At 72.3% G+C, this 21,662-nt stretch carries 17 protein-coding genes and 1 tRNA gene; 14 read left to right on the top strand and 4 right to left on the bottom strand.

The window, feature by feature from the left end; genetic code table 11:
• Positions 1-736: 736 nt before the first annotated feature.
• Positions 737-823, bottom strand: a tRNA-Ser gene (locus tag BGP73_RS09605).
• An 82-nt stretch (positions 824-905) separates the two neighbouring features.
• Positions 906-2,447 carry a S1C family serine protease gene (locus tag BGP73_RS09600; RefSeq protein WP_069813716.1) on the bottom strand — a complete coding sequence of 514 codons (1,542 nt, stop codon included), beginning with the start codon at positions 2,445-2,447 and terminating at the stop codon, positions 906-908.
• An 800-nt stretch (positions 2,448-3,247) separates the two neighbouring features.
• Here BGP73_RS09600 and BGP73_RS09595 point away from each other — a divergent pair.
• From BGP73_RS09595 to BGP73_RS09585, 3 genes are all read left to right on the top strand, one after another.
• Positions 3,248-4,015, top strand: coding sequence for a glycerophosphodiester phosphodiesterase (locus BGP73_RS09595; RefSeq protein ID WP_079127380.1), 768 nt, complete (start codon positions 3,248-3,250; stop codon positions 4,013-4,015).
• 250 nt (positions 4,016-4,265) lie between these two features.
• Positions 4,266-4,892, top strand: a complete 627-nt coding sequence (locus BGP73_RS09590; protein ID WP_374701135.1) for an ATP-binding protein — start codon at positions 4,266-4,268, stop codon at positions 4,890-4,892.
• A 238-nt stretch (positions 4,893-5,130) separates the two neighbouring features.
• Positions 5,131-6,129 (top strand): DUF5926 family protein, encoded by a 999-nt coding sequence (locus BGP73_RS09585; RefSeq protein WP_069813714.1) that lies wholly within the window; start codon positions 5,131-5,133, stop codon positions 6,127-6,129.
• Between the two features lie 327 nt (positions 6,130-6,456).
• On the opposite strand, the gene BGP73_RS09580 is transcribed toward BGP73_RS09585, so the two are convergent.
• The gene (locus BGP73_RS09580; protein WP_069813711.1) at positions 6,457-7,143 is read right to left on the bottom strand and encodes a bifunctional DNA primase/polymerase; all 687 of its coding nucleotides are present in this window, start codon (positions 7,141-7,143) and stop codon (positions 6,457-6,459) included.
• 816 nt (positions 7,144-7,959) lie between these two features.
• Here BGP73_RS09580 and BGP73_RS09575 point away from each other — a divergent pair.
• The 11 genes from BGP73_RS09575 to BGP73_RS09525 all read left to right on the top strand — a co-directional run bounded on the left by BGP73_RS09575 (position 7,960) and on the right by BGP73_RS09525 (position 20,860).
• Complete coding sequence (locus BGP73_RS09575; protein WP_079127378.1) at positions 7,960-9,459, top strand: aminopeptidase P family protein; 1,500 nt, start codon at positions 7,960-7,962, stop codon at positions 9,457-9,459.
• A gap of 152 nt (positions 9,460-9,611) precedes the next feature.
• Positions 9,612-10,403: a hypothetical protein gene (locus BGP73_RS09570; protein ID WP_069813706.1), complete on the top strand. Its 792-nt coding sequence runs from the start codon at positions 9,612-9,614 to the stop codon at positions 10,401-10,403.
• 97 nt (positions 10,404-10,500) lie between these two features.
• Positions 10,501-11,223: a YcnI family copper-binding membrane protein gene (locus BGP73_RS09565; protein ID WP_069813704.1), complete on the top strand. Its 723-nt coding sequence runs from the start codon at positions 10,501-10,503 to the stop codon at positions 11,221-11,223.
• A gap of 130 nt (positions 11,224-11,353) precedes the next feature.
• The gene (locus tag BGP73_RS09560; RefSeq protein WP_069813702.1) at positions 11,354-12,037 is read left to right on the top strand and encodes an SCO family protein; all 684 of its coding nucleotides are present in this window, start codon (positions 11,354-11,356) and stop codon (positions 12,035-12,037) included.
• Positions 12,034-12,477, top strand: a complete 444-nt coding sequence (locus BGP73_RS09555; RefSeq protein WP_069813700.1) for a copper chaperone PCu(A)C — start codon at positions 12,034-12,036, stop codon at positions 12,475-12,477. Before BGP73_RS09560 ends, BGP73_RS09555 begins: the two co-directional genes overlap by 4 nt.
• Positions 12,478-12,490: 13 nt before the next feature.
• Positions 12,491-14,548 carry a copper resistance CopC/CopD family protein gene (locus BGP73_RS09550; protein ID WP_069813698.1) on the top strand — a complete coding sequence of 686 codons (2,058 nt, stop codon included), beginning with the start codon at positions 12,491-12,493 and terminating at the stop codon, positions 14,546-14,548.
• A complete protein-coding gene (gene efeB / locus BGP73_RS09545; RefSeq protein WP_069813696.1) occupies positions 14,545-15,816 on the top strand; it encodes an iron uptake transporter deferrochelatase/peroxidase subunit in 1,272 nt (423 codons plus the stop codon). Before BGP73_RS09550 ends, efeB begins: the two co-directional genes overlap by 4 nt.
• 164 nt (positions 15,817-15,980) lie before the next feature.
• Positions 15,981-16,916, top strand: coding sequence for a prephenate dehydratase (gene pheA, locus BGP73_RS09540; RefSeq protein WP_069813694.1), 936 nt, complete (start codon positions 15,981-15,983; stop codon positions 16,914-16,916).
• Between the two features lie 811 nt (positions 16,917-17,727).
• Positions 17,728-19,005, top strand: coding sequence for a serine--tRNA ligase (gene serS, locus BGP73_RS09535; RefSeq protein ID WP_069813691.1), 1,278 nt, complete (start codon positions 17,728-17,730; stop codon positions 19,003-19,005).
• Positions 19,002-19,829 carry an HAD family hydrolase gene (locus BGP73_RS09530; RefSeq protein ID WP_244501145.1) on the top strand — a complete coding sequence of 276 codons (828 nt, stop codon included), beginning with the start codon at positions 19,002-19,004 and terminating at the stop codon, positions 19,827-19,829. The genes serS and BGP73_RS09530 overlap by 4 nt, the downstream gene beginning before the upstream one ends.
• Positions 19,830-20,047: 218 nt before the next feature.
• The gene (locus tag BGP73_RS09525) at positions 20,048-20,860 is read left to right on the top strand and encodes a hypothetical protein (RefSeq protein WP_069813997.1); all 813 of its coding nucleotides are present in this window, start codon (positions 20,048-20,050) and stop codon (positions 20,858-20,860) included.
• 81 nt (positions 20,861-20,941) lie between these two features.
• Here the strand turns inward: BGP73_RS09525 and BGP73_RS09520 are convergent, their stop codons facing one another.
• Positions 20,942-21,661, bottom strand: a complete 720-nt coding sequence (locus BGP73_RS09520; protein ID WP_069813689.1) for an ABC transporter permease subunit — start codon at positions 21,659-21,661, stop codon at positions 20,942-20,944.
• Between the last annotated feature and the right edge of the window lies 1 nt (position 21,662).

The following is a 21,662-nucleotide window of genomic DNA, read 5'->3' as shown; positions in this document are numbered from 1 at the left end:
ACCCCCAGATGCCGGATTCACGCACAAGCGTGAGGTAGCGCGATTAAACGTCACGGCCCTGGTGATACCGGTCGAGAGCTGACTCTGGCGAAGCCTCTCAAGCCGCACTAGGGCGGAAGCGTTTCACCAACTACCCGTCAGCCGGCGGCTGGACGCCCGGTCGAGCGATCCGACGGAGGATGGCGCTCCGTCACTCTTCCCGCTGTAGAACGCGGAGCCGAATTGACCGGTGACACGGATCCTGGCCCAACTGCCGTTCCAGGCGAAGACTATGCAGGGCGGTGGGTTGAGTCATCTGTTGCGCTGCGGTCAGACGTAAGTCCAGCGCCAGGCGTTCGAGCTGTGGGCGCGCTTGATCCGGGCGCCGCTCGCCGTGGGGTCGGCGGCATGGGAGTGCTGTACGGGTTGGCCATTTTGTGATCACCGCCCGTCCGGTACTCGGCAAAGAGGGTGGTATCGGGTGCACCAGAGCCGACTGGAAGTACGAGGCCAGGGCCACGAGGAGGCACGGCGGCAGAAGCGGTCCGACTGTCAACAGCGCCCGACACCGGTTTGCAGCGCCTCAAGACAGCCTGCGGAACTCTTCGCTGGCCGGACCACCGCAGCGCTACGGCCCGAATGGGGCGTGCCCCCATCACGCCGGAAAACAGGAGAGACACGGCGCCGGCGGACAACGCACACGAGAACGCCCCCGACCAACTTCCCTGGTCGGGGGCCGTCTTCGCTGCTCTCAGCGCGGAGGCGGTGGGATTTGAACCCACGGTGACATCGCTGCCACGACGGTTTTCAAGACCGTTCCCTTAGGCCGCTCGGGCACACCTCCCCGCGCCGCTCCCGCGGGCGGCGGCGCGGGGGTCAGCCTAGCCGGTCGGCTGCGGCCCGTGCTGAGGGCCTTCGCCGGTGCGTCAGCTGTCGCCCTTGCGCTGTCCCAGGGTGACGTCGACCGTGGACTCCTTGCCGCCCCGCTTGTATGTGATCTTGACCTTCTCTTCCGGCTTGTGCGCCCAGATCTCACTGATCAGGGTCGGACCGCTGTCGATGACCGTGTCGTTGAGCTTCGTGATCAGGTCGCCGGGCTTGAGGCCGGCCTGGTCGGCCGGTCCGCCCTTGGTGACCGCGGCGCTGCCGCCTTCCCCGGTGTCGGTGATGCGCGCCCCGTCGGACTGTTCGCGCATGTCGACCTGGACCCCTATCACCGGGTAGATCGGCTCACCCGTCTTGATGAGGTCCTGGGCGACCCGCTTGGCCTGGTTGATGGGGATCGCGAAGCCCAGGCCGATACTGCCCGACTGCTGCTCGCCCATTCCGCCACCGCCGCCGGGCTGGATGGCCGAGTTGATGCCGATGACCGCACCGTCGGCGTTGAGCAGCGGCCCGCCCGAGTTCCCCGGGTTGATCGACGCGTCGGTCTGCAGCGCGCTCATGTAGGAGGCGTTGCTGCCACCGCCGTCGCTGGAGGCGACCGGCCGGTTCTTGGCGCTGACGATCCCGGTGGTCACGGTGCCCGCCAGACCGAACGGCGCGCCGATGGCGATCGTCGTGTCGCCGACCGCCACGTTCTTGTCCGAGTCGGCGAGCGGCAGCGGCTCCAGCTTGGCGCCCGAGGCGTCCTTGAGCTTGATGACGGCTACGTCGTATCCCTCGGCCCGGCCGACGACCTCGGCCGCGTACTTCTTGCCGTCCGAGAAGGTCGCGGTCAGGTTGCCGCCCTGCGCGGCGGAGGCGACCACGTGGTTGTTGGTCAGGATGTGGCCCTGCTTGTCGTAGACGAAGCCGGTGCCGGTGCCGCCGTCTCCGGTCTGCCCCTGCGCCTCGATGGTGACGACGCTGGGCAGGGCCTTCTTGGCGATGCCCGCGACGGACTCCGGTGCCCGGTTCAGCTGCGCGCTGTTGCCGGTGGAGGAGATGGTCGTCGAGCCGCCGTCGTCGCGGTCGGCCGCCCAGAAGCCGACGCCTCCGCCGACGCCGCCGGCGACGAGTGCCGCGACGAGCACCGCCGCGACCACACCGCCCGACTTCCGGCGGGGACCGCCCGGCACCGGCCCGGGACCGCCGCCCCAGCCGCCACCGCCGCCTCCCCAGCCACCGCCCCAGCCGCCGGGACCGCCGGGCTGCGCCGACGGGGGCGGGGGCCAGGTCTCGTGTCCGCCTGACGCCATCGGGGTGGTGGGGGCCGCGCTCTGTGCGGTGTCGCTGGCGGCGGGCGGGGCCTGCCCGCTCGCGGACTCGGTCGCGAAGCCGGCCCCGTCGCCGCTCGCGGCGGCCGGTCCGCCCGGGGCCGCCGGCTGCCCGGCGGGCGGGGGCGGTGGTGCGAGCGGCGGCGTCTCCGCACGGTGCGCGGAGGCTGTGTTCGCTGCGCCGGACGTAGGCGCGCTGTGCGGCGCCCGGGGCGCTGGCGAGGGTTCCGCGGTCGGCGGAACGGTGGCGCCCTCGTTCTCGGTGCTCACAGTTCTCTCCTCAGATGCATGACGTGTCTCGACACACGGCCCGGTTTTCGAGTGTCCGGCATCAAGCTTTTCCCAGCGGCCGTCAGACCACCGTAAGAGGCGCCGGCGCGGCCGGGGCCCGGCCCTTACGCCGGACGAACGGCGCGTTCTCCGCAGCCCGCGGCCGCGGGGCCCTCGGGGGTTGTCGCCCCGCTTCCGGCACCTCGCCGTCACCGCCCTCGTGGCCGGTGGTGGCCGCTGCCACGGACAGTCGGTACCGCCCTGGCGCGGTTCAGCGCAGCGCGCCGAGGCGCTGGTCCGGGCGGTGCGCCGCGCGGACGGGCCCGCACGGGCGCCGAGCGGCGTCGGCGTTGGTATCCATCGTGCACGACCTGCCACATCCGGGACCACCGTGCGCGCCGCCGTCGGTGCCCAGTACCGCGAGGCCGCAGGTTCCGGCCGCTCCGCACCGCGGCCGCCTCAGTGCCGCCCAACCCCGTGGACATGGGAAACCGCGCCCGGCTGACCGGTCAGTACCACTCACGGAGCTCGCCCGGGGCCTCGCCCCCCGACGGGTGAACCTCGTCACACGGAAAGCGGCCTTCACCAACGCACGCTCGGCCGTCGCCGCGCCCCGTCCATCGGTCGCCGCCGACCGGGGGAAGCGGAGGCGGGTGGACGGTCACCCACCCGGGCAGTCCACCTCGCCGGTCTCCGAGGCTGTCCACCGACCGGACGGTTCCGAACGGACCCGGGTGGTTTGGCACCATGATGCGGGTGACCACCCCGCGCCCGGCCCACGACCTCGTCGGCGGCCGAACATGATCTCCGTCATCGCCCACCGCGGATCGTCCGAGGACGCCCCCGAGCACACCCTGGCCGCTTACCGGAAGGCCGTCGAGGACGGTGCGGACGCCCTGGAGTGCGACGTCCGGCTCACCGCGGACGGCCATCTGGTCTGCGTCCACGACTGGCGCGTGGACCGTACCTCCAACGGTCACGGTGCCGTTTCGGCGATGGAGCTCTCCGACCTCGCGGCCCTGGACTTCGGCTCGTGGAAGGGGTCGGGGGAGGCCCCGGACTGGGAGTGCAGCTCGGTGCTCACCCTGGAGCGCCTCCTGGAGTTCGTGGTCGACGCCGGCCGGCCGGTGGAGCTGGCGATCGAGACCAAGCATCCGACGCGGTGGCGCGGACAGGTCGAGGAGCGGCTGCTGGAGCTGCTGCGCCGGTTCGGTCTCACCACGCCGGCGCGGCGGTCGGCGGAGGTGAGGGTGATGAGCTTCTCGGCCCGCTCGCTCCAGCGGATGCGGTCGGGTGCGCCGGAGGTTCCGACCGTCTTCCTCATGCAGTTCACACTGGGGCGCTACCGGGACGGCCGGCTTCCGGCCGGGGCCCGGATCGCGGGGCCGAGCGTGCGGATCCTGCGGAACAACCCGGACTACGTCGCCCGGGCGCACCGTCTCGGCCACCGGGTGCACGTCTGGACGGTCGACTCTCCGGCGGATGTGGAGTTCTGCGCCGGGCTCGGCGTGGACGGGATCATCACCAACCGCCCTCGGCAGGTGCTGTCCCAACTGGGGCGAGCGTGACGACCGTCCCGGACCTCTCGACCGGATCGACGCGGGGCGGGCAGCGGGGCGAGGGGACGTCGGGGCGTCCGGAGACGGGCGTTTCCGGCGTTTCGGCGGCGCGGTGGGGGCCGTGGCGGCCTTCACTCGCCCGTCGCGGAGTGCCCTCAGCCGCCGGGAGGTCGCGGTGCCCGCCCCGATCGAAGCGGGCGACCGCTGCGGGGTGTACCGGAGTGCACCGGCGCGTTTGGACACCCGTGCGCCGTGTTGAGTGCGCCACAGGGAGGCGGTTGGCCGGTTTCCGGCGCTCCTGACGAGGGCATCCATCCTCTGGCATGGGGCAGAGGAGGTCTCGGGGGTGGCGTTGGTGGTGGCACGGGAGGTGCCGACCTCGTCCGTCATGGCCGTGCCCCACGGTCCGGCGGGAGCGGGTGAGGCGAGACGCCGAATGCGCGAGGAACTCGGGCGGAGCGGGGTTTCGGAGGCGGTCGTCGAGGACGCGGTGCTCGTTGTCTCGGAGCTGATGAGTAATGCCTGCCGGCACGGCCGGCCGTTGTTCTCGGGCTCCGGCGGCGAGGCCGCGGTACGGGCGGCCTGGCGGATGGACGAATACGGGCGACTGACCGTAGAAGTGACAGACGGGGGCGGTCCGACCCGACCATTTCCAGCCACCCCGTCGGTGACGGCTCACGGTGGCCGGGGGCTGCGCATCATCACCTCGCTCACCGAGCGCTGGGGTGTGCAGGACGAGTCGGACGGCAGCGTCACGGTCTGGGCACGGCTCACGGGGGAACCGCAGGACGACGGCTGCACCGAGCGCGCCGGTGCCCGGCGTCTGCGACCGGTGCCGCGGCTGCCCGGCCTGGGCCTGGACGGGCTCCTCGACGGCCTGCACTGACCTGGCCCGGTGAACCAGCACTGACCTGGCCCGGTGAACCATTAGGGTCGACACACCCCAAGGGCCCCCGCAGCTCGGCGTCCCAGCGGCGGTGCGACGTACCGGTGATGCCGGCCGGCGCGCGCCTCCGGTGACCGCGCGGCTGGGAGGGCCCCAGGGTTCTCACATGCGGGAGGGCCTCGGGTGGGTCTCCGTGGAGCTTCCGCCATAGCCGCCGAAACTGGGAGAAGTACACGTCATGGCCAAGAAGCGCGTTCACTCCGGCGCTGGGAAGAAGTCCTCGGGGCGGAGCCGGACCGGCTCCCCGGCAGCTGGCACAGACGCCGCTTACCCGGTGGTCGGCGCGCGGGAACCGTGCCCCTGCGGCTCGGGCCGCCGCTACAAGGCCTGCCACGGGCGGGCCGCCGCGCAAGCCGTCACCGAGCTGGTCCGGCGCCCCTTCGAGGGCCTGCCCGGGGAGTGCGACTGGGTGGCGCTGCGCGAGCTGGTGCCCGCGGCGACGGTGGAGCTGAGCCTCCGCGACGGGCTGCCGGAGGGGGTGCCCTCGGTGACGCTCGCGACCGTGCTGCCCATGGCCTGGCCCGCGCTCCGCCGGGACGACGGTGCCGTGCTCCTCGCCCTGCAGAACGACACCGCCTCCGGGGATCTCAGCCGGGACCTGGCGGACGTGCTGCTCCGCGCGCTGTCGGCGGAGCCCGGTTCGCCGGTGGCCGGGGAGCGGGCGGCGGCCGACGGTCAGCGCCTGCAGGACGTCCTCGCCCCCGAGGCGGGGTTCACCCCGGTGATCCACAGTGGGTTCGAGTTCTGGCTGGACGACGCCGCCAACTCCACACCCGAGGTGGCGGCCTCGCTGGAGCGCGCCAACGAGGCGGCGATCCCGACCGCGCGGCTCTCCGGTGTGGAGGCCGCGTACTGGTGCCGCACCCCCGAGCGGAACCACCTGCGCTGGGTGATGCCGCACCCGGAGGAGGAGTTGCTGGACGCGCTGGCGCGGCTGCACGCCGCCGGGGCCTCATCGCTGGGGGAGGGGACCCGGTTGGTCGGTTCTTTCCGGGCGCACGGGCTGATGGTCCCGGTGTGGGATCTGCCGAGCGAAATGGACTCGGAGGATGTCGAGAAGCCTGCGGCCGGCTTCGCCGAGCGCCTCGCCGAGGCAATTTCCTCGGACATCCCGCTCTCCGCGGAGGAGCGGCGGGCCCGTAGTGGTCTCACACACCGCCAGGTCACTCTCAACTGAACCTTTGACCTGCACCGCTCTTCCCGAGCGACTGTTGAGTGACTCCTGTCACAGGATTCTCGGAAGTCCCACGGTGAGCGGTAAAAGAGCGATCGGAAATCGGGGATCGAATTTGCGAACCGCCGATCTCTTGTTACGGTTCTAGGAGCCCGGTCGCTGGTGCATCCCCCGTCGCCAGCGACCGGGCGCCGCTATATCCGGACGCGGTACGCATTGCCGCACCGCACATCGCCCCGGGGCCACGGCTCAGGCCCGCACCGCTCCGCGTTGCCCCGCCCCACCGCTCCGGAGCGCCAGCCATCCCGTCCGGGGGGAGAGCCCTCCCGCTCAGTACGGGAGCCGGCTGCCGCCGCCCGGGGTGCCGGTGCTGGCCTTCACGACGGCGTCGACGACCGCCTCCACATCGGGCAGCCAGGGGGCCGCCGACCCCGGAAGCGGTGCCCGCTCCCACCGCACCTGGCCGGCGCCGGTACGCGAGGGAGGCAGCGCCAGGTAGCCGCCCTCGCCGTGGAAGCGGAGTACGGCGGGCACCCAGTCCTGGCTGTGCAGGAGCTCCCCCAACTGCTCGAGCGAGTACGGCGCCACCAGCAGCGCCCACCGGGTCGGAGCGGCGACCACCGGGCCGATCCGCACCCCCCGCAGATCGAGCTCGGCCAACGCCCGGGCCGCGGCGACGGCGGGCAGGCTCACCGCGCAGGGCGCCCGCCCTCCGGTGGCCAGGATCATCGGGGCGGTGGGCCGGTTCGACCACCACCAGCGGACCATCCGGGCGTCCGTGGTGGCCGCCAGCAGCTCCGGGTCGTGCGGGTGCGCACCGGGCACCGCGCAGTCCGGGCGGAGGCAGCCGCACCGGTCGGCGCGGTCGCCGTCGGGCACGAGCCCGATCCCGGGGAGCACCGGCCACCCCCACTCGGTGGCGCAGGTGAGCGCCGCTCCGGGGACGGGCGAACTCCCGCCGCGCCTGCGCCTGAGTTTGAGCAGGAGCCTGCGTCGCCTTCCGAGGATCTCGCGCATGAGCGCTCGTTCCTTTCCGTTGAACGCCAAGGGCCGTATCCATCACAGAGTTCTGCGATGCGGACTACCGGGACTGCTGGTGTTACTGGCACTGCGTGCTGCCCACGGGAGCCGGTTCAACCGTTGCCAACAGGCCGGTCACGGTCTCCGTACGTACGTTCAGGGCATCTTCTCGGGCCGAGCGTGGAACGCGGCGCGGGGTGGCACTCGCCTGGCGCTTGCCCTCCCGTGCGATTCCCGGAAGGCCGGCACCGGGGGCCTCAGGCCCACTGCCGGCTCCTCCCGGGGGTGGCGAGCGGCCGTCGTCGGCTTAGACGCTGCTCTCCGCCGTCGGGTTCCCGCCGTCTTCCGTTCCCACCGTGACCGCTAAGGGTCTGCGCGTGGGTCTTTCTCCGGTCCACCCCGGACGCCGCACGGTCGGTACGGGCGCGCTCGGGATGTCCCCATCCGATCGCGAGTCGCCGACCGGTCAATGCTTTCCGGCCAATTTACACCCCCCGGTGGCCGGTGGAGCCCGGGGGCCGCGTATCCACCCCGCGACGGCCTCCGCACCCGGGGTGGCCGGCCGGCTCCGCGATCGAGCCGTGCAGGAGCCGGGAAGGGGATGTGGTGACGGACCGCCTGCGACACGTGCTCCCCGGAAACTGGCCGGAACGCCACCGGTCGGCAGGACACCCGCCGATAATGCGCCGCCATCCCGCCACCCGGCGCCCCGTGGACGGCTCCGGCGCCGCCGCGTCCCGGCGGAGCGGTCACCGCCCGGGGCGGAGGGGTCCCAGCCGCTCCTCCCTTTCGGGGCCGGGTTCGCACAATACGATGGAAGGGGTCCAGTTCGAGGAGGAAGTTGTGACCGAGCAGCAGGCACCGGCCCCGGGAGACGGCGGCCACGGCGGCGACGAACCGCCGATCAAGCAGCGGAAGAACGGCCTGTACCCCGGTGTCTCGGAGGAACTCGCCGACCTGATGAGGAGCGGCTGGGCCGACACCGAGCTGCGCGAGCTGGAGCCGATCGAGCAGGCTCCGAACACCGCCCGCCGCCGGGCCGCGCTCTCCGCCCGTTTCCCCGGTGAGCGGCTGGTCATCCCGGCCGGCAACCTCAAGACGCGCTCCAACGACACGGAGTACTCGTTCCGGGCCGCTACCGAGTACGTCTACCTCACCGGTGACCAGACGCAGGACGGCGTGCTCGTGCTGGAGCCGACGGAGGGCGGCCACGAGGCCGTGCTCTACCTGCTGCCGCGCTCCGACCGGGAGAACGGCGAGTTCTGGCTGGACGGTCAGGGCGAACTGTGGGTCGGCCGCCGCTACAGCCTCGCCGAGGCGGAGCGGCTGTACGGCATCCCCTGCCGCGACGTGCGGAAGGCGGCGGACGAGCTGGGCGCCCTGGACGGCCCGGTGCGGCTGGTGCGGGGCCACGACAGCGGCCTGGAAGAGGCCCTGGCCGGGCGGCTGCAGGCGGAGCGGGACGCCGAACTGAAGGTGTTCCTCAGTGAACTCCGGGTGGTCAAGGACGACTTCGAGGTCGGCGAGCTGCAGAAGGCCGTCGACTCCACGGTCCGCGGTTTCGAGGACGTGGTCCGGGTCCTGGACCGGGCGGAGGCCACCTCCGAGCGGTACATCGAAGGCACCTTCTTCCTCCGCGCCCGGGTGGAGGGCAACGACATCGGCTACGGCTCGATCTGCGCGGCGGGCCCGCACGCCACCACCCTGCACTGGGTGCGGAACGACGGGGCCGTCCGCTCCGGAGAGCTGCTGCTGCTGGACGCCGGTGTGGAGACGCACACGCTCTACACCGCCGACGTGACCCGGACGCTGCCGATCAACGGCCGGTTCGACGCGCTGCAGCGCAAGATCTACGACGCCGTGTACGAGGCTCAGGAGGCGGGCATCGCGGCGGTGCGGCCGGGCGCCAAGTACCTGGACTTCCATCTGGCGGCGCAGCGGGTGCTCGCCGAGAAGCTCGTCGACTGGGGTCTGCTGGAGGGACCGGTCGAGCGGGTGCTCGAGCTGGGGCTGCAGCGCCGCTGGACGCTGCACGGCACCGGTCACATGCTGGGGCTGGACGTGCACGACTGCGCCGTCGCCCGGCGCGAGGTGTACGCCGAGGGAACGCTGGAGCCCGGTATGTGCCTCACGGTCGAGCCGGGACTCTACTTCCAGGCCGACGACCTGACGGTGCCGGAGGAGTACCGCGGGATCGGGGTGCGGATCGAGGACGACATCCTGGTGACCGAGGACGGCAACCGGAACCTCTCGGCCGCGCTGCCGCGCACCGCTGACGAGGTGGAGGCCTGGATGGCGAGCCTGCGGGGCTGACGTCCGGCGGCGGGCGCCGCACGGTGCGGCGCCCGCCGAGCCCCTGTACCGCCGGCGATCCGAACACCGGGTGTGCGCGCGGTCACACTCACGCGTCTTCCCCGCCCCCCGCCGTAGGAGAAAACCGGGCGGAGTGGGATGATGGCGCCGCCATGAGCGTCCCCGTCGCGCCCGTCGGCGCCGATCTCCGACTGCTGAGGGCCGCGGTCTTCGCCGCGGTCTGCGTGGCGCTGTCCGGAATCGGGCACGTGATCGGCTCCTGTGCCGGGGTGCCGCTGTGGACGCTGGGAGCCGGGTTCCTCGTCGTGCTGGCGGTGGCGGTGCCCTGTGCCGGCCGGGAACGCTCCCTCCCCGGTATCAGTATCGGCCTGGCCCTCGCCCAACTGGGCCTGCACTCACTCTTCGGTCTGGGCCAGCACTCCGCCTCGGCGTCCGCCGCCCACTCGGCCGACTCACTGGTCCCGCGAGCCGCGAAGCTGGTCTGCGCGGGTGGGCCGGTGCACCTCACCCCCGAGCAGGCGCGGCAGATCCTCGTCGGTGCCGGCCTCCTGCCCGCCGGCGGGGCGGGCGCCGAGGCCCCGCCGTCGGCCGGTTCCGCCGTCGGCGCGTCCCTGGTCGAGACGCTGCTGCCCTCACTGCCCATGCTCCTGGCGCACCTGCTCGCGGCGCTGCTGCTCGGTCTGGTGCTGCGGCGTGGCGAGTCGGCGTTGTTCCTGCTGCTGCGGCTGCCTGCTAGGGGACTGGTGGACAGCGGGCCGCTGGTCCGGCTGCGGACCGCGCTGGCCCTGGTCCGGCTCCTGGTCGCGGGGCTGGCCGAGCGGTCGTCCGAAGCCACCACCCGCACCCTCGCCGGGGACTGGCGGCGGAAGAACGAGCCGAGCACTCCACTGCTCGCCCACTCGGTGGTCCGGCGCGGACCGCCGGTGTTCACCCTGGCGGCTTGAGACGGCACACCCCCACCCGACCCCGTCGCGGAGGGAGTGGCCGCGCCGCCGCGCGTCGTTCACCCCCTTTTCCGACTGTCTGTGGAGTGTGTCCTTCATGAATCCGTCGCGTCTCCGTCCGGGCCGCCGTCTTCCGCTGCTGGCCGGCGCCGCCGCCGGCACGGTGCTGCTGTTCGCCGGCCCCGCCGCAGCACACGTCACCGTCCAGCCGGGCGAAGCCCAGCAGGGCGGCTACAGCACCATCGCCTTCAAGGTCCCGAACGAACGGGACAACGCCTCCACCGAGAAACTCGAGGTGACCGTCCCCGCCGACCACCCGCTGGCCTCGGTGATGCCGCAGCCGGTGCCGGGCTGGGACGTCGAGACCACCACGTCGAAGCTGGACGAGCCGCTCGAGAGCCACGGCAAGAAGCTCGACGAGGCGGTCACCAAGATCACCTGGACCGCGAAGAAGGACGCGAAGATCGCGCCCGGCACCTTCCAGCAGTTCCCGGTCTCCGTCGGCCAACTCCCGCAGGACGCGGAGCAGATGGTCTTCAAGGCCATCCAGACGTACGACAACGGCGAGGTCGTCCGCTGGATCGAGGAGCCGAAGAAGGACGGTGCGGAGCCGGAGAACCCGGCCCCGGTCCTGAAGCTGACGCCGGCCGCCGAGGAAGGTGCCGCGGCGCCGGACGCCCCGGCCGACGAGACCGAGGACCAGGCAGCCTCGGCCGACGGCGCCGACACCACCGCCCGGGTCCTGGGTGGCGCGGGCATCCTCGTCGGCGCCGCCGGCGTGGTCTTCGGTGTCCTCGCCGGCCGCCGCCGGTCCGCCTGAGTCCGCAATCCCCCAGCCGGACCGGGCCGCCGCCCGGTCCGGCCCCGCCGGGGCGGTTCCCCCGAGCCGCCCCGGCGGGGCGTACCACCCCTCGCGTCCCCAGAACTCCACTCCCAGCAGAAGAGATCCAATGCGCACCACCCCAGGGCACCCGCCCGCCCGCCGTGCCAGACTCGTCCGCCTGGCCGCCGCGCTCGTCGCCGCGGCCGGCCTCACCCTCACCGCCTGCGGCAGCGGCGGCACCGACGACGCCGGCGGAACGGCCGCCGACCCCGCCGCCCAGGACGGCTCCTCGACCGTGCTGGACCAGCCTTTCGAAAAGCCGGACCTGGTGCTCAAGGACACCAGCGGCAAGGAGTACGACCTCATCGAGCGGACCAAGGGCCGGACGGTCCTGCTGTACTTCGGCTACACGCACTGCCCGGACGTCTGCCCGCTGACGATGAGCAACATCGCCATCGCCCGCAAGCAGCTCTCCCCGGCGGAGCGGGAGAAGCTGGACGTGGTCTTCGTCACCTCCGATCCGGCCCGGGACACCCCCGAGCAGCTCGGCGAGTGGCTACGCGGCCAGGACCCCTCGTTCACCGGCCTGACCGGCGACTTCGAGGCCATCGAGGAAGGCGCCCGGTCCGTCGGGATCTACCTGGACAAGCCGAAGAAGGAGAAGGACGGCACCTGGGTCTCCTCCCACGGCACCCAGGTGCTCGCGTTCTCCGCCGAGGACGACAAGGCGCACGTGCTCTACAACAAGGACGCCACCGCCGAGGAGTACGCCGAGGACCTCCCCGAGATCATCTCGGGTGGGACGCCGTGAAGCGGCGCGCCGCGACGGCGCTGGCGGCGGTGGCCGCCCTCGGACTGGCCGGCTGTTCCACCGGCTCCGACCGGCCCGAGCTGGCCGCGAGCGGGGCCTACATACCGCAGCCGGTGACGGCGGAGATGGCGGGCGGTTACGTCGTCATCGAGAACACCGGCGACGGGGCCGACAAGCTGACCCGGGTCACCAGCGACATCAGCGACGAAGTGCAGTTGCACACCACCGAGGGCAACTCCATGCGGCAGGTCGACTCCCTGCCGGTCCCCGCGCACGGAAAGCTGGAGCTGAAGCGCGGCGGCGACCACCTGATGTTCGTGAACCTCAAGCACAAGCCGACCGAGGGCGAGAAGGTCACGGTGGAGTTCCACTTCGCCGAGTCCGACCCGATCTCGCTGGAAGTGCCGGTCGAGGCGACCAACCACAACCCGCCGAACTGAGGGACTGACCGCCATGCCCGTCACCGCTCCCGCATCCAGTGCCGCGCCGGACATCTCCCGTTGGGCCCCGAGGTGCGCCGCGCTGGTGCTGGCGGTGGCGGCGCTGCTCGGCTCCCTGCTCGCCGGGGCGCCGGCGGCCTCCGCGCACGCCGCCCTGACCGGGAGCGACCCGCGGGACGGAGCGGTGGTCGACAGCGCCCCGAAGGAGGTCACCCTGACCTTCTCGGAGAGTGTGGCGCTCTCCGAGGACTCCCTCCGGGTGCTGGATCCCCAGGGGGAGCGGGCCGACACCGGGGAGCCGCGGGCACTGCCGGGCGAGGGCGCGCGGTACGCGGTCAAGTTGGCGCCGGACCTCCCGGACGGCACCTTCACCGTCGCCTGGCAGGTGGTCTCCGCCGACAGCCATCCGGTCTCCGGGGCCTTCACCTTCTCGATCGGGGCACCGTCCGAGACCTCCGTCTCCCTTCCCGCGGCGGGGGCCGGAGGCGGGGTCGTCGGGCTGCTCTACCAGACCGCGCGGTACGTCGCCTACGCCGGTTTCGTGCTGCTCGTCGGCGCGCCCGTCTTCGTGTTGGCCTGCTGGCCCCGTGGGGCGGGGCTGCGGCCGGTGCAGCGGATGGTCTCCCGGGGCTGGGTGGCGCTCGCCGCCGCCAGCATCGTCCTGTTGCTGCTGCGCCCCGCCTACACCGGCTCCGGTCGGCTCTCCGACGTCTTCGACCTGGGCGGGCTGGGGGCCGTGCTGGCGACCAAGCCCGGCACCGCGCTGGTCTGCCGGCTGCTGCTGCTGACCGCGGCGGCGTTCTGCGTCGCCGTCCTCTTCGGGGAGTACGCGCGGGCGGTCGGCGCGAGCGACGGGGAGCGGTCGGCGAAGCAGCGGCGGCTGACCCTCGGTCTCACCGCGGGCGGGACGGTGCTGGCCGTCGGGCTGGCCGCGACCTGGGCGCTGGCCGAGCACGCCTCGGCCGGGCCGCAGCCGCTGGTGGCCATGCCGATGGACGTGCTGCACCTGCTGGCGGTCGCGGCCTGGCTCGGTGGTCTGGCGGCGCTGCTGGTCTCGCTCCGCCAGGCCCGGCCCGCGGTGAGCAGGGCCGCGGTGGCCCGTTTCTCCCGGCTGGCGTTCGGAAGCGTGCTGGTGCTGGTGGTGACCGGGCTCTACCAGAGTTGGCGTCAGGTGGGTTCCTGGGAAGGGCTGACCTCCACCTCCTACGGCCGGCTGCTGCTGGCCAAGGTCGGCCTGGTGGCGGTCATGGTGGGCCTCGCCCGGACGTCCCGGCGCTGGGTGGCGCGGCTGGCCGCCGTTCCGGAGTCGGTGTCCGAGCCGGTCGCCGAGCCGGGGTCAGTGCCGAGGTCCGCCTCGGAGCCGGTGCCCGAGCCGCGGAAGCCGCTCTCCGGAGCGGATGCGGGGGCCGCCGGCGGCGGCCAGGGGAACGCTCCGACGGCTCCCGCGGCCCGAGACCGTACGGCGACCGCCGAGGGTCCGGGCGACGGCCCCGCCGACCCGGTGCGCGAGGCGCAGCTCGCCCGCCAGCGGGCGAGCATGGAGGCCGCCCGCCGCAGACGGGCCCGGGACGCCGACCAGGAGCGGAGCGGACTGCGCCGGTCGGTACTGGCCGAGACCTGCGTGGCCGTCCTGCTGCTGGCCGTCACCACCGTGCTGACCAACACCGAACCGGCCCGCACCGAGCAGGCCGCCCGGTCCGCCGGGGCCACCGCGCCCGCTCCGGACCGCCCGGCATCGGTGGAGATACCCTTTGACACCGGCGGTGAGAACGGCAGCGGACGCGCGCTGGTCGACATCGACCCCGGCCGCACCGGCGCGAACGCCGTCCACCTCCGGCTCGTGGGGGCGGACGACGAACCGCTCGACGCCCCCGAGGTGCGAATGAGCCTCACCCTCGACTCCAAGGAGATCGGCCCGCTGCCCGTGGAGCCCGCCAAGGTCTCCGCCGGCCACTGGAGCGCACAGGGGGTGCGGCTGCCGCTGGCCGGTGACTGGACGGTCTCCCTGACGGTGCGCACCTCCGAGATCGATCAGGTGACCGAGGAAAGAAACGTGAAGATCGCCCCATGACGGACTCCACCACCCCAAGCTCCGCGAACCGCGGCCCCGACCGGGCCGGCCGCGGCTTCTCCCGACGCCGGCTGCTGACCGCGGTGGGCGCCGCCGGCCTCGGCACGGGCGCGGCGGTCGGCGCGGTCGCGGGCGCGGCCGCCCGCGAGGACTCCCCCGCGCTCGCCACGGTGGGCTCCACCTCCGTCGCCTTCCACGGCAGGCACCAGGCCGGCATCACCACCCCGCTGCAGTCCAGCGGCCACCTCATCGCATTCGACCTGGCCCCGGAGACGACCCGGCGGGCGGTGGCGGCGCTGCTCCGCCGCTGGTCGGGCACGGCCGAACGGCTGATGGCCGGCGAGAGCACCGCGGACGACACCTCCGTCGCCCGGGACGCCGGACCGTCCTCACTCACGGTCACCTTCGGTTTCGGCCGGAGCTTCTTCGCCCGCACCGGTCTGGAGAAGCAGCGGCCCGCGGCGCTCGACCCGCTGCCCGACTTCTCCTCCGACGCCCTCGACCCCCAGCGGGGGGAGGGCGACCTGTGGGTGCAGATCGGCGCCGACGACGCGTTGGTCGCCTTCCACGCCCTGCGCGCCGTCCAGAAGGACGCCCGCGGGGTGGCCCGGGTGCGGTGGCAGATGAACGGGTTCAACCGGTCCGCGGGGGCCACGGCGCAGCCCATGACGATGCGGAACCTCATGGGCCAGGTGGACGGCACCAACAACCCCGAGCCGGGGCAGGACGACTTCGAGCAGCGGATCTTCGTGCCGAGCGGCGGCGGGGACCGGCATCCGGCCTGGATGGCCGACGGCTCCTACGTGGTGTTCCGCCGGATCCGGATGCTGCTGGACGACTGGGAGGCCCTCCGGCAGTCCGAGCAGGAACGGGTGATCGGGCGGCGGAAGGCGGACGGCGCGCCGCTGACCGGGGGTTCCGAGACGACCCCGTTGGATCTGGAGAAGACGGACGCCGAGGGCCGGCCGGTGGTCCCGGCCAACGCCCACGCCCGGATCTCGGCGCCCGCGGCCAACGGGGGCGCGGCGATGCTGCGGCGGCCGTTCTCGTACCACGACGGCTTCGATCCGGAGGGCGCGCCCGACGCCGGCCTGCTGTTCATCTGCTGGCAGGCGGACCCGCTGAAGGGGTTCGTGCCGGTGCAGCGGAAGCTGGACCGGGGGGACGCGCTCTCCGCCTTCATCCGGCACGAGGCCAGCGGCCTGTTCGCGGTGCCGGGGGGTTGCGGGCCCGGAGAGTACGTGGGCCAGCGGCTGCTGGAGGGGTGACGGCAGGAACCGGAAAGCCGTCCGGGGGGTGCCCGGCGCCTCGGTATCGTGGCAGGTGACGGGCGCCGGCAGCCTGAAGGCGGCCCGAGGCCGCCGGAAGAGGCGGTTTGGTCCGGATATCACCGGGACACCTGGACAGCACCGGGATAAGGAGCCACGCACGGATGTCGGTCAGCCGCTATACCTACCTCGGGCCTGAGGGCACGTTCACCGAAGCCGCCCTGCGGACACTTCCGGAGGCGGCGACCCGGGAGCTGATCCCCATGGTCTCGGTGCCCGCGGCGCTCGACGCCGTGCGGACGGGGGAGGCTGCCGGGGCTCTCGTCCCGATCGAGAACTCGGTCGAGGGAGGGGTCACGGCGACCCTGGACGAGCTCGCGACCGGTGAGCCCCTGATGATCTACCGCGAGGTGCTGCTGCCGATCGCCTTCGCGCTCCTGGTACGGCCGGGCACCGAACTGGCCGATGTGAAGACGGTGACCGGCCATCCGGTGGCGCAGCCGCAGGTCCGCAAGTGGTTGACGGCGCACCTCCCGGACGCGCAGTGGGAGTCCGCGGCCTCCAACGCCGACGGGGCCCGGCTGGTCCAGGAGGGCCGATACGACGCGGCCTTCGCGGGTGAGTTCGCCGCCGCGACCTACGGCCTGGAGCCGCTGGTCACCGACATCCACGACGCGCAGAACGCGGCGACCAGGTTCGTGCTGGTCGGCCTGCCGGCGCGACCGGCGGCGCGGACCGGCTCGGACAAGACCTCGGTGGTGATCTGGCTGGGGGACGACCACCCGGGAGCGCTGCTGGATCTGCTGCAGGAGTACGCGGCACGGGGCGTCAACATGATGCGCATCGAGTCGCGGCCGACCGGGGCGGGTATCGGCCGCTACTGCTTCTCCATCGACTGCGAGGGCCACATCACCGACCGCCGGGTCGGTGAGGCGCTGATGGGGCTCAAGCGGATCTGCCCGAAGGTCCGCTTCCTCGGTTCCTATCCGCGTGCGGGGGTGGACGCCACCGGGGGCACACCGCTCCGCCCCGGCACCTCGGACAGCGAGTTCTCGGCGGCCTCGGACTGGCTGACCCGCTGCCTGGACGGCCGGGCCTGACCGCCACGACCGGTTTTCGGCCGGGCGGCCGATCCAGCGGGGTCGGTCGCCCGGGCCACGGCGTGACCAGGGCGATCGACCGGTAGCGGACTCCTCCGCCGGCCCAGTCGGGCGGTTTCCCCGCGGTGGAGGCCCGGACAGCGATATACACAGGTCGTCGAGTTATCCACAGGCGTTGTTCAATCCTGGGGATAACTCCACACTGGAATCTGACATACGAGACATTCGGCCCAGCAGGTCATAAGTTCTCCCGGGTCGCCAACGACCTATCCCGTCACCCTATTTCCATTGACCAACCCTTTGAGGGGAGGCAATCCCGCCCGAAAGGGTGGACAGGATGGGGTTTGAGGAAACGTCAAGCATCCCGACCGAACCCATGAACAGAAAATCCAGAGCCTTCCACAGGCCCTACACACAGCCTGTGGATAAACTGCGTCCAGAGGCGTTCCCCTGTGGACAACCGGCGCCAACTAGCCTCGGTCAAGCGGTAGTCGGCCAGCCGGAAACCCGCTGACCGACCCCTATCAGCCAAGCGGCATACTGCGTAGACGAGCTACGCCCAGAGCGCCTCATTCAGGATTGCGGCACCAGTGGCAATTCTCCCATTCCGCCGCTTTTCCACTGTTTTCACCAGAATCCGAAACGGCTCGGACACTCATGCGCGATGTCCGCGGGCACCAGCACCACCGGAACGGTCACCCCCGGCCCCGGGGTCGGAAAACCACCTGGTTCCCACACCGCGATCGGCACTTTCCACCGCCGGGGAGTGGGTCCTGCCCGCGCGCGGGCGCGCACCGGTAACCTTGCTCGCGTGATTGACCTTCGCCTGCTCCGTGAGGACCCCGACCGTGTCCGCGCGTCCCAGCGCGCCCGTGGAGAGGACGTCGCGCTCGTCGACGAGCTCCTCTCGGCCGACGAGCGGCGCAGGTCGTCCGCGGTCCGCTTCGACGAACTCCGAGCGGAGCAGAAGGCGCTCGGCAAGCTGATCCCGAAGGCCGCCGCGGAGGAGAAGGCCGAACTGCTCAAGAAGGCCGCCGAACTCTCCGCCGCGGTCAAGGCCGCCGACGCCGAGCAGGACGAGGCCGCCGAGCAGGCCGGGAGGCTCCTGCGCGAGCTGGGCAACATCGTGCACCCGGACGTCCCCGTCGGCGGTGAGGACGACTTCACCGTCCTGGAGACCATCGGCACGCCGCGGGATTTCGCGGCCGAGGGCTTCGAGCCCCGGGACCACCTGGAGCTCGGCCGGCTGCTCGGTGCGATCGACGTCGAGCGCGGCGCCAAGGTCTCCGGGTCCCGCTTCTACTACCTGACCGGTATCGGGGCGCTGCTCGAACTCGCGCTGGTCAACGCGGCGATCGCCCGCGCCACCGAGGCCGGCTTCACCCCCATGCTCACCCCCGCGCTGGTCAAGCCGCCGGCCATGGAGGGCACCGGCTTCCTCGGCCAGGCCGCCGAGAACGTCTACCACCTGGAGAAGGACGACTACTACCTGGTCGGCACCTCCGAGGTCCCGCTGGCCGCCTACCACATGGACGAGATCCTCCAGGCCGACCAGCTGCCCCTGCGCTACGCCGGCTTCTCGCCCTGCTTCCGCCGGGAGGCCGGCACCTACGGCAAGGACACCCGGGGCATCTTCCGGGTCCACCAGTTCGACAAGGTCGAGATGTTCTCCTACGTCGCGCCGGAGGACTCCGAAGCCGAACACCTGCGGCTGCTGGAGTGGGAGAAGGAGTGGCTGACCGCGCTGGAGCTGCCCTTCCAGGTCATCGACGTGGCCACCGGCGACCTCGGCGCCTCCGCGTCCCGGAAGTACGACTGCGAGGCCTGGATCCCGGCCCAGGGCAGGTACCGGGAGCTGACCTCCGCCTCCAACTGCAACGAGTTCCAGGCCCGGCGGCTGTCGATCCGGATGCGGGACGGCAAGAACGTACGACCGCTCGCCACCCTCAACGGCACCCTGTGCGCCGTACCGCGCACCATCGTCGCGCTGCTGGAGAACCACCAGTTGCCGGACGGCTCGGTCCGGGTGCCGGAATTCCTCCGTCCGTACCTCGGCGGCCGAGAGGTCCTGGAGCCCGAAGCCCGGTGAGCGGCACCTCCGGCACCCTGCCCGGGCGTTACCCGTACCGGCTGATCGCCACCGACCTCGACGGCACCCTGCTCCGCGGCGACGGCGGCGTCTCAGACCGCACCCGCGCCGCGCTGCGGGCGGTGACCGACGCGGGCGCGGTGCACATCATCGTCACCGGACGGCCCGTACCGCTCTCCCGGGCGATCTTCGACCAACTGCGCTACCGGGGGCTGGCCGTCTGCGCCCAGGGCGGCCAGCTGTACGACGCTGGAGAGCACCGGCTGCTGACATCCGTGACGCTCGACCGGCAGGTGGGCGCCCTGGCGATCGAGAAGATCGAGGCGGAGACCGGACCGCTGGCGGTGGCCGCGAGCCGGGACGGGCTGGAGGGCGAGGTCCTCGTCGGACCGGGGTACCGGTTCCGCCACCACGACCTGCCGCACCGGATGTGCGAGGACCCCGACGCGCTGTTCAGCGCACCGCTCAACAAGCTCTACATCCAGCATCCACGGCTGGACGACGACGCCCTCGGTGCCATCGCCCAGTCGGTGGCGGGGCAGATGGTCACCGTCACCATCGCCGGGCCGGGCATCGTCGAACTGCTGCCGCTGGGGCTCACCAAGGCCACCGGCCTCTCCCTCGCCGCCCGCCGGCTGGGGCTCGGCGCGGCCGACACCCTGGCCTTCGGCGACATGCCCAACGACCTGCCGATGTTCGGCTGGGCGCGGCGCGGGGTGGCGATGGCGAACGCGCACAGCGCGCTGAAGGCCGCGGCTGACGAGGTGACCCTCTCCAACGACGAGGACGGCATCGCGGTCGTCCTGGAGCGCCTGCTGGCCTGAGCCGGGGCGGAGTCGAAAACGTGACCGTCCGACCATTCACTCGTTGAGCCCCGTGCGCGGAGGCAACTGGAGTTCGAAGCGTCGAGCGGGTGTGAAGTAGCGGATTGCCGGGCGACAGAACCGGTCATTGAGTCAGCGGGTACGTGAGCAGCCTCTGCTCCTGGTCCCTGGATACGGGCGCTCCCATTCCAAAACCAGCAAGAGTGGAGGGCATCCTCATGCCACCCGAATCCGCACTCCTAGAATCCCGGGCACTGCGGGACAGCGTCGCCGACCGCACCGAGGTCCTCGACAAGGTCAAGGCGCTGACGACACTGCCCGACGGACTGCACCTCACGACGCGGTTGGTCGCCGGCTACTTCGAGGTCCCCGAAAACACGATGCGCCAACTGGTAGCCCGGCATCGTCAGGAGCTGTCCACCAATGGGCTGACCACGCTGCGCGGCCCTGACCTCGAACGTTTTAAGCGTGACACGTTGTCACGCTATAGCGGCTGGGGTTATCCACAGCCCAAGTCGAACCTCACCCTGTTCACCCGGCGGGCGGTGCTCAACGCCGCCATGCTGCTGCGCGACAGCGGGGTCGCACGCCGGGTCCGTACCCACCTCCTGGACTCCGCGGAGCGGGTCCGGGCCCAGGACCTGGCGGGGCACGCTCCGTCCACCGGCTGCGTCTCACTCGAGGAGCTGGTGACGGACACGGCGGCCAAGGCCGCGGAGCGCGTTCTCGCGGGGGCGGTCGGTGCCCGGCTGACCGCTGTCGAGAGCGGCCTGGAGGGTGTGGGGTCGGCGCTGCGCGAGCTCGGCTCGGTGATCGCGCGAGCTTCGGCGCGGATGGACCGGATGGATCGGCGGTTGGAGTCCATCGACCACCGGCTGTCGTTCGTGGACCGGCAGCTGGGCAACACCAGCCAGGTCGTCTGCGCGATGAGCGAGCGGATGGCTCGGATGGACACCGAGCTGCGTGAGCTGCGGGCGGACACCGCCCGGCTGCGGCCCCGACGACCGCAGCGGGGTGGCGGGCGCCGCTGACCCGGGGCCCGGCCCCTCCCGACCGCGGAGGGGGCGGGTCGGGAGCGCACGCGATCCGGTCGCGTGCGCTCCCCCGGCTCGCTACTCCTCGGTGGCGAGGGTGAGTCCGCGGAGCTTCTGGCCCGCGTACCAGGTGGCGGCGGCGGTGACGGCGGTCAGCAGCACGGCCGCCAGCGGAAGCCCGACGTCGGAGCTGACCAGGTCGCCGCCGGCGATCCGCTGGCCGATAGCGAGTCCCCACTGCTGGACGCTGAGTGTCCGGGCACCCGGTACCAGGCTGCCGATGAGGGCCTCCCAGACCAGCGCGTAGACCAGCCCGGCGACCACCGCGTGCCGGGTGACGGTGCCCAGCAGCAGGAAGACGGCGCTGTAGGCCATCGAGGCGACCGCGGCGGAGACCGCGTAGGCGACCGCGATCTGCTGGCCGTTGCCGTTCAGCACGACTCCGGCGACCAGGGTGGGCAGGGCGGCGAAACAGAGGCTGACCCCGAAGGCGACGATCAGCTTGGTGACCACGATCGAGGGGCGCCGGACCGGTTTGGAGAGCAGGTAGACGATCGATCCGTCGTCGATCTCCGGGCCGATCGCCCCGGTGCCGGCGATCACGCCGATCAGCGGAACCATCGTCGCCAGCGCGAAGCCGCTCAGCACACTGCTGGCGATCTGGTCGTCGACGCCGGTCAGCAGCCGCACCGCCACGGCGATGAGCAGCAGCAGGGCGGGCAGGGCGAACAGGATCAGCGCGCGGCGGCGACCGAGCAGACCCCGGTAGGTGAGCCGGGCGACGGTGGTGTTGTACATC

This window comes from Streptomyces sp. TP-A0874, assembly GCF_001748085.1.
Taxonomy (GTDB): domain Bacteria; phylum Actinomycetota; class Actinomycetes; order Streptomycetales; family Streptomycetaceae; genus Streptomyces.
Note: the sequence above shows the minus strand (reverse complement) of the source record. Positions and strands in the feature narration are given on the sequence as shown.

What these genes read in the sequence shown, in the direction of transcription:
- BGP73_RS09595 (WP_079127380.1), top strand. Translation starts at nt 3,248, where the DNA reads ATGATCTCCGTCATCGCCCACCGCGGATCGTCCGAGGACGCCCCCGAG.
- BGP73_RS09585 (WP_069813714.1), top strand. Translation starts at nt 5,131, where the DNA reads ATGGCCAAGAAGCGCGTTCACTCCGGCGCTGGGAAGAAGTCCTCGGGG.
- BGP73_RS09580 (WP_069813711.1), bottom strand. Translation starts at nt 7,143, where the DNA reads ATGCGCGAGATCCTCGGAAGGCGACGCAGGCTCCTGCTCAAACTCAGG.
- BGP73_RS09575 (WP_079127378.1), top strand. Translation starts at nt 7,960, where the DNA reads ATGGAAGGGGTCCAGTTCGAGGAGGAAGTTGTGACCGAGCAGCAGGCA.
- BGP73_RS09570 (WP_069813706.1), top strand. Translation starts at nt 9,612, where the DNA reads ATGAGCGTCCCCGTCGCGCCCGTCGGCGCCGATCTCCGACTGCTGAGG.
- BGP73_RS09565 (WP_069813704.1), top strand. Translation starts at nt 10,501, where the DNA reads ATGAATCCGTCGCGTCTCCGTCCGGGCCGCCGTCTTCCGCTGCTGGCC.
- BGP73_RS09560 (WP_069813702.1), top strand. Translation starts at nt 11,354, where the DNA reads ATGCGCACCACCCCAGGGCACCCGCCCGCCCGCCGTGCCAGACTCGTC.
- BGP73_RS09550 (WP_069813698.1), top strand. Translation starts at nt 12,491, where the DNA reads ATGCCCGTCACCGCTCCCGCATCCAGTGCCGCGCCGGACATCTCCCGT.
- efeB (WP_069813696.1), top strand. Translation starts at nt 14,545, where the DNA reads ATGACGGACTCCACCACCCCAAGCTCCGCGAACCGCGGCCCCGACCGG.
- pheA (WP_069813694.1), top strand. Translation starts at nt 15,981, where the DNA reads ATGTCGGTCAGCCGCTATACCTACCTCGGGCCTGAGGGCACGTTCACC.
- BGP73_RS09525 (WP_069813997.1), top strand. Translation starts at nt 20,048, where the DNA reads ATGCCACCCGAATCCGCACTCCTAGAATCCCGGGCACTGCGGGACAGC.
- BGP73_RS09520 (WP_069813689.1), bottom strand. Translation starts at nt 21,661, where the DNA reads ATGTACAACACCACCGTCGCCCGGCTCACCTACCGGGGTCTGCTCGGT.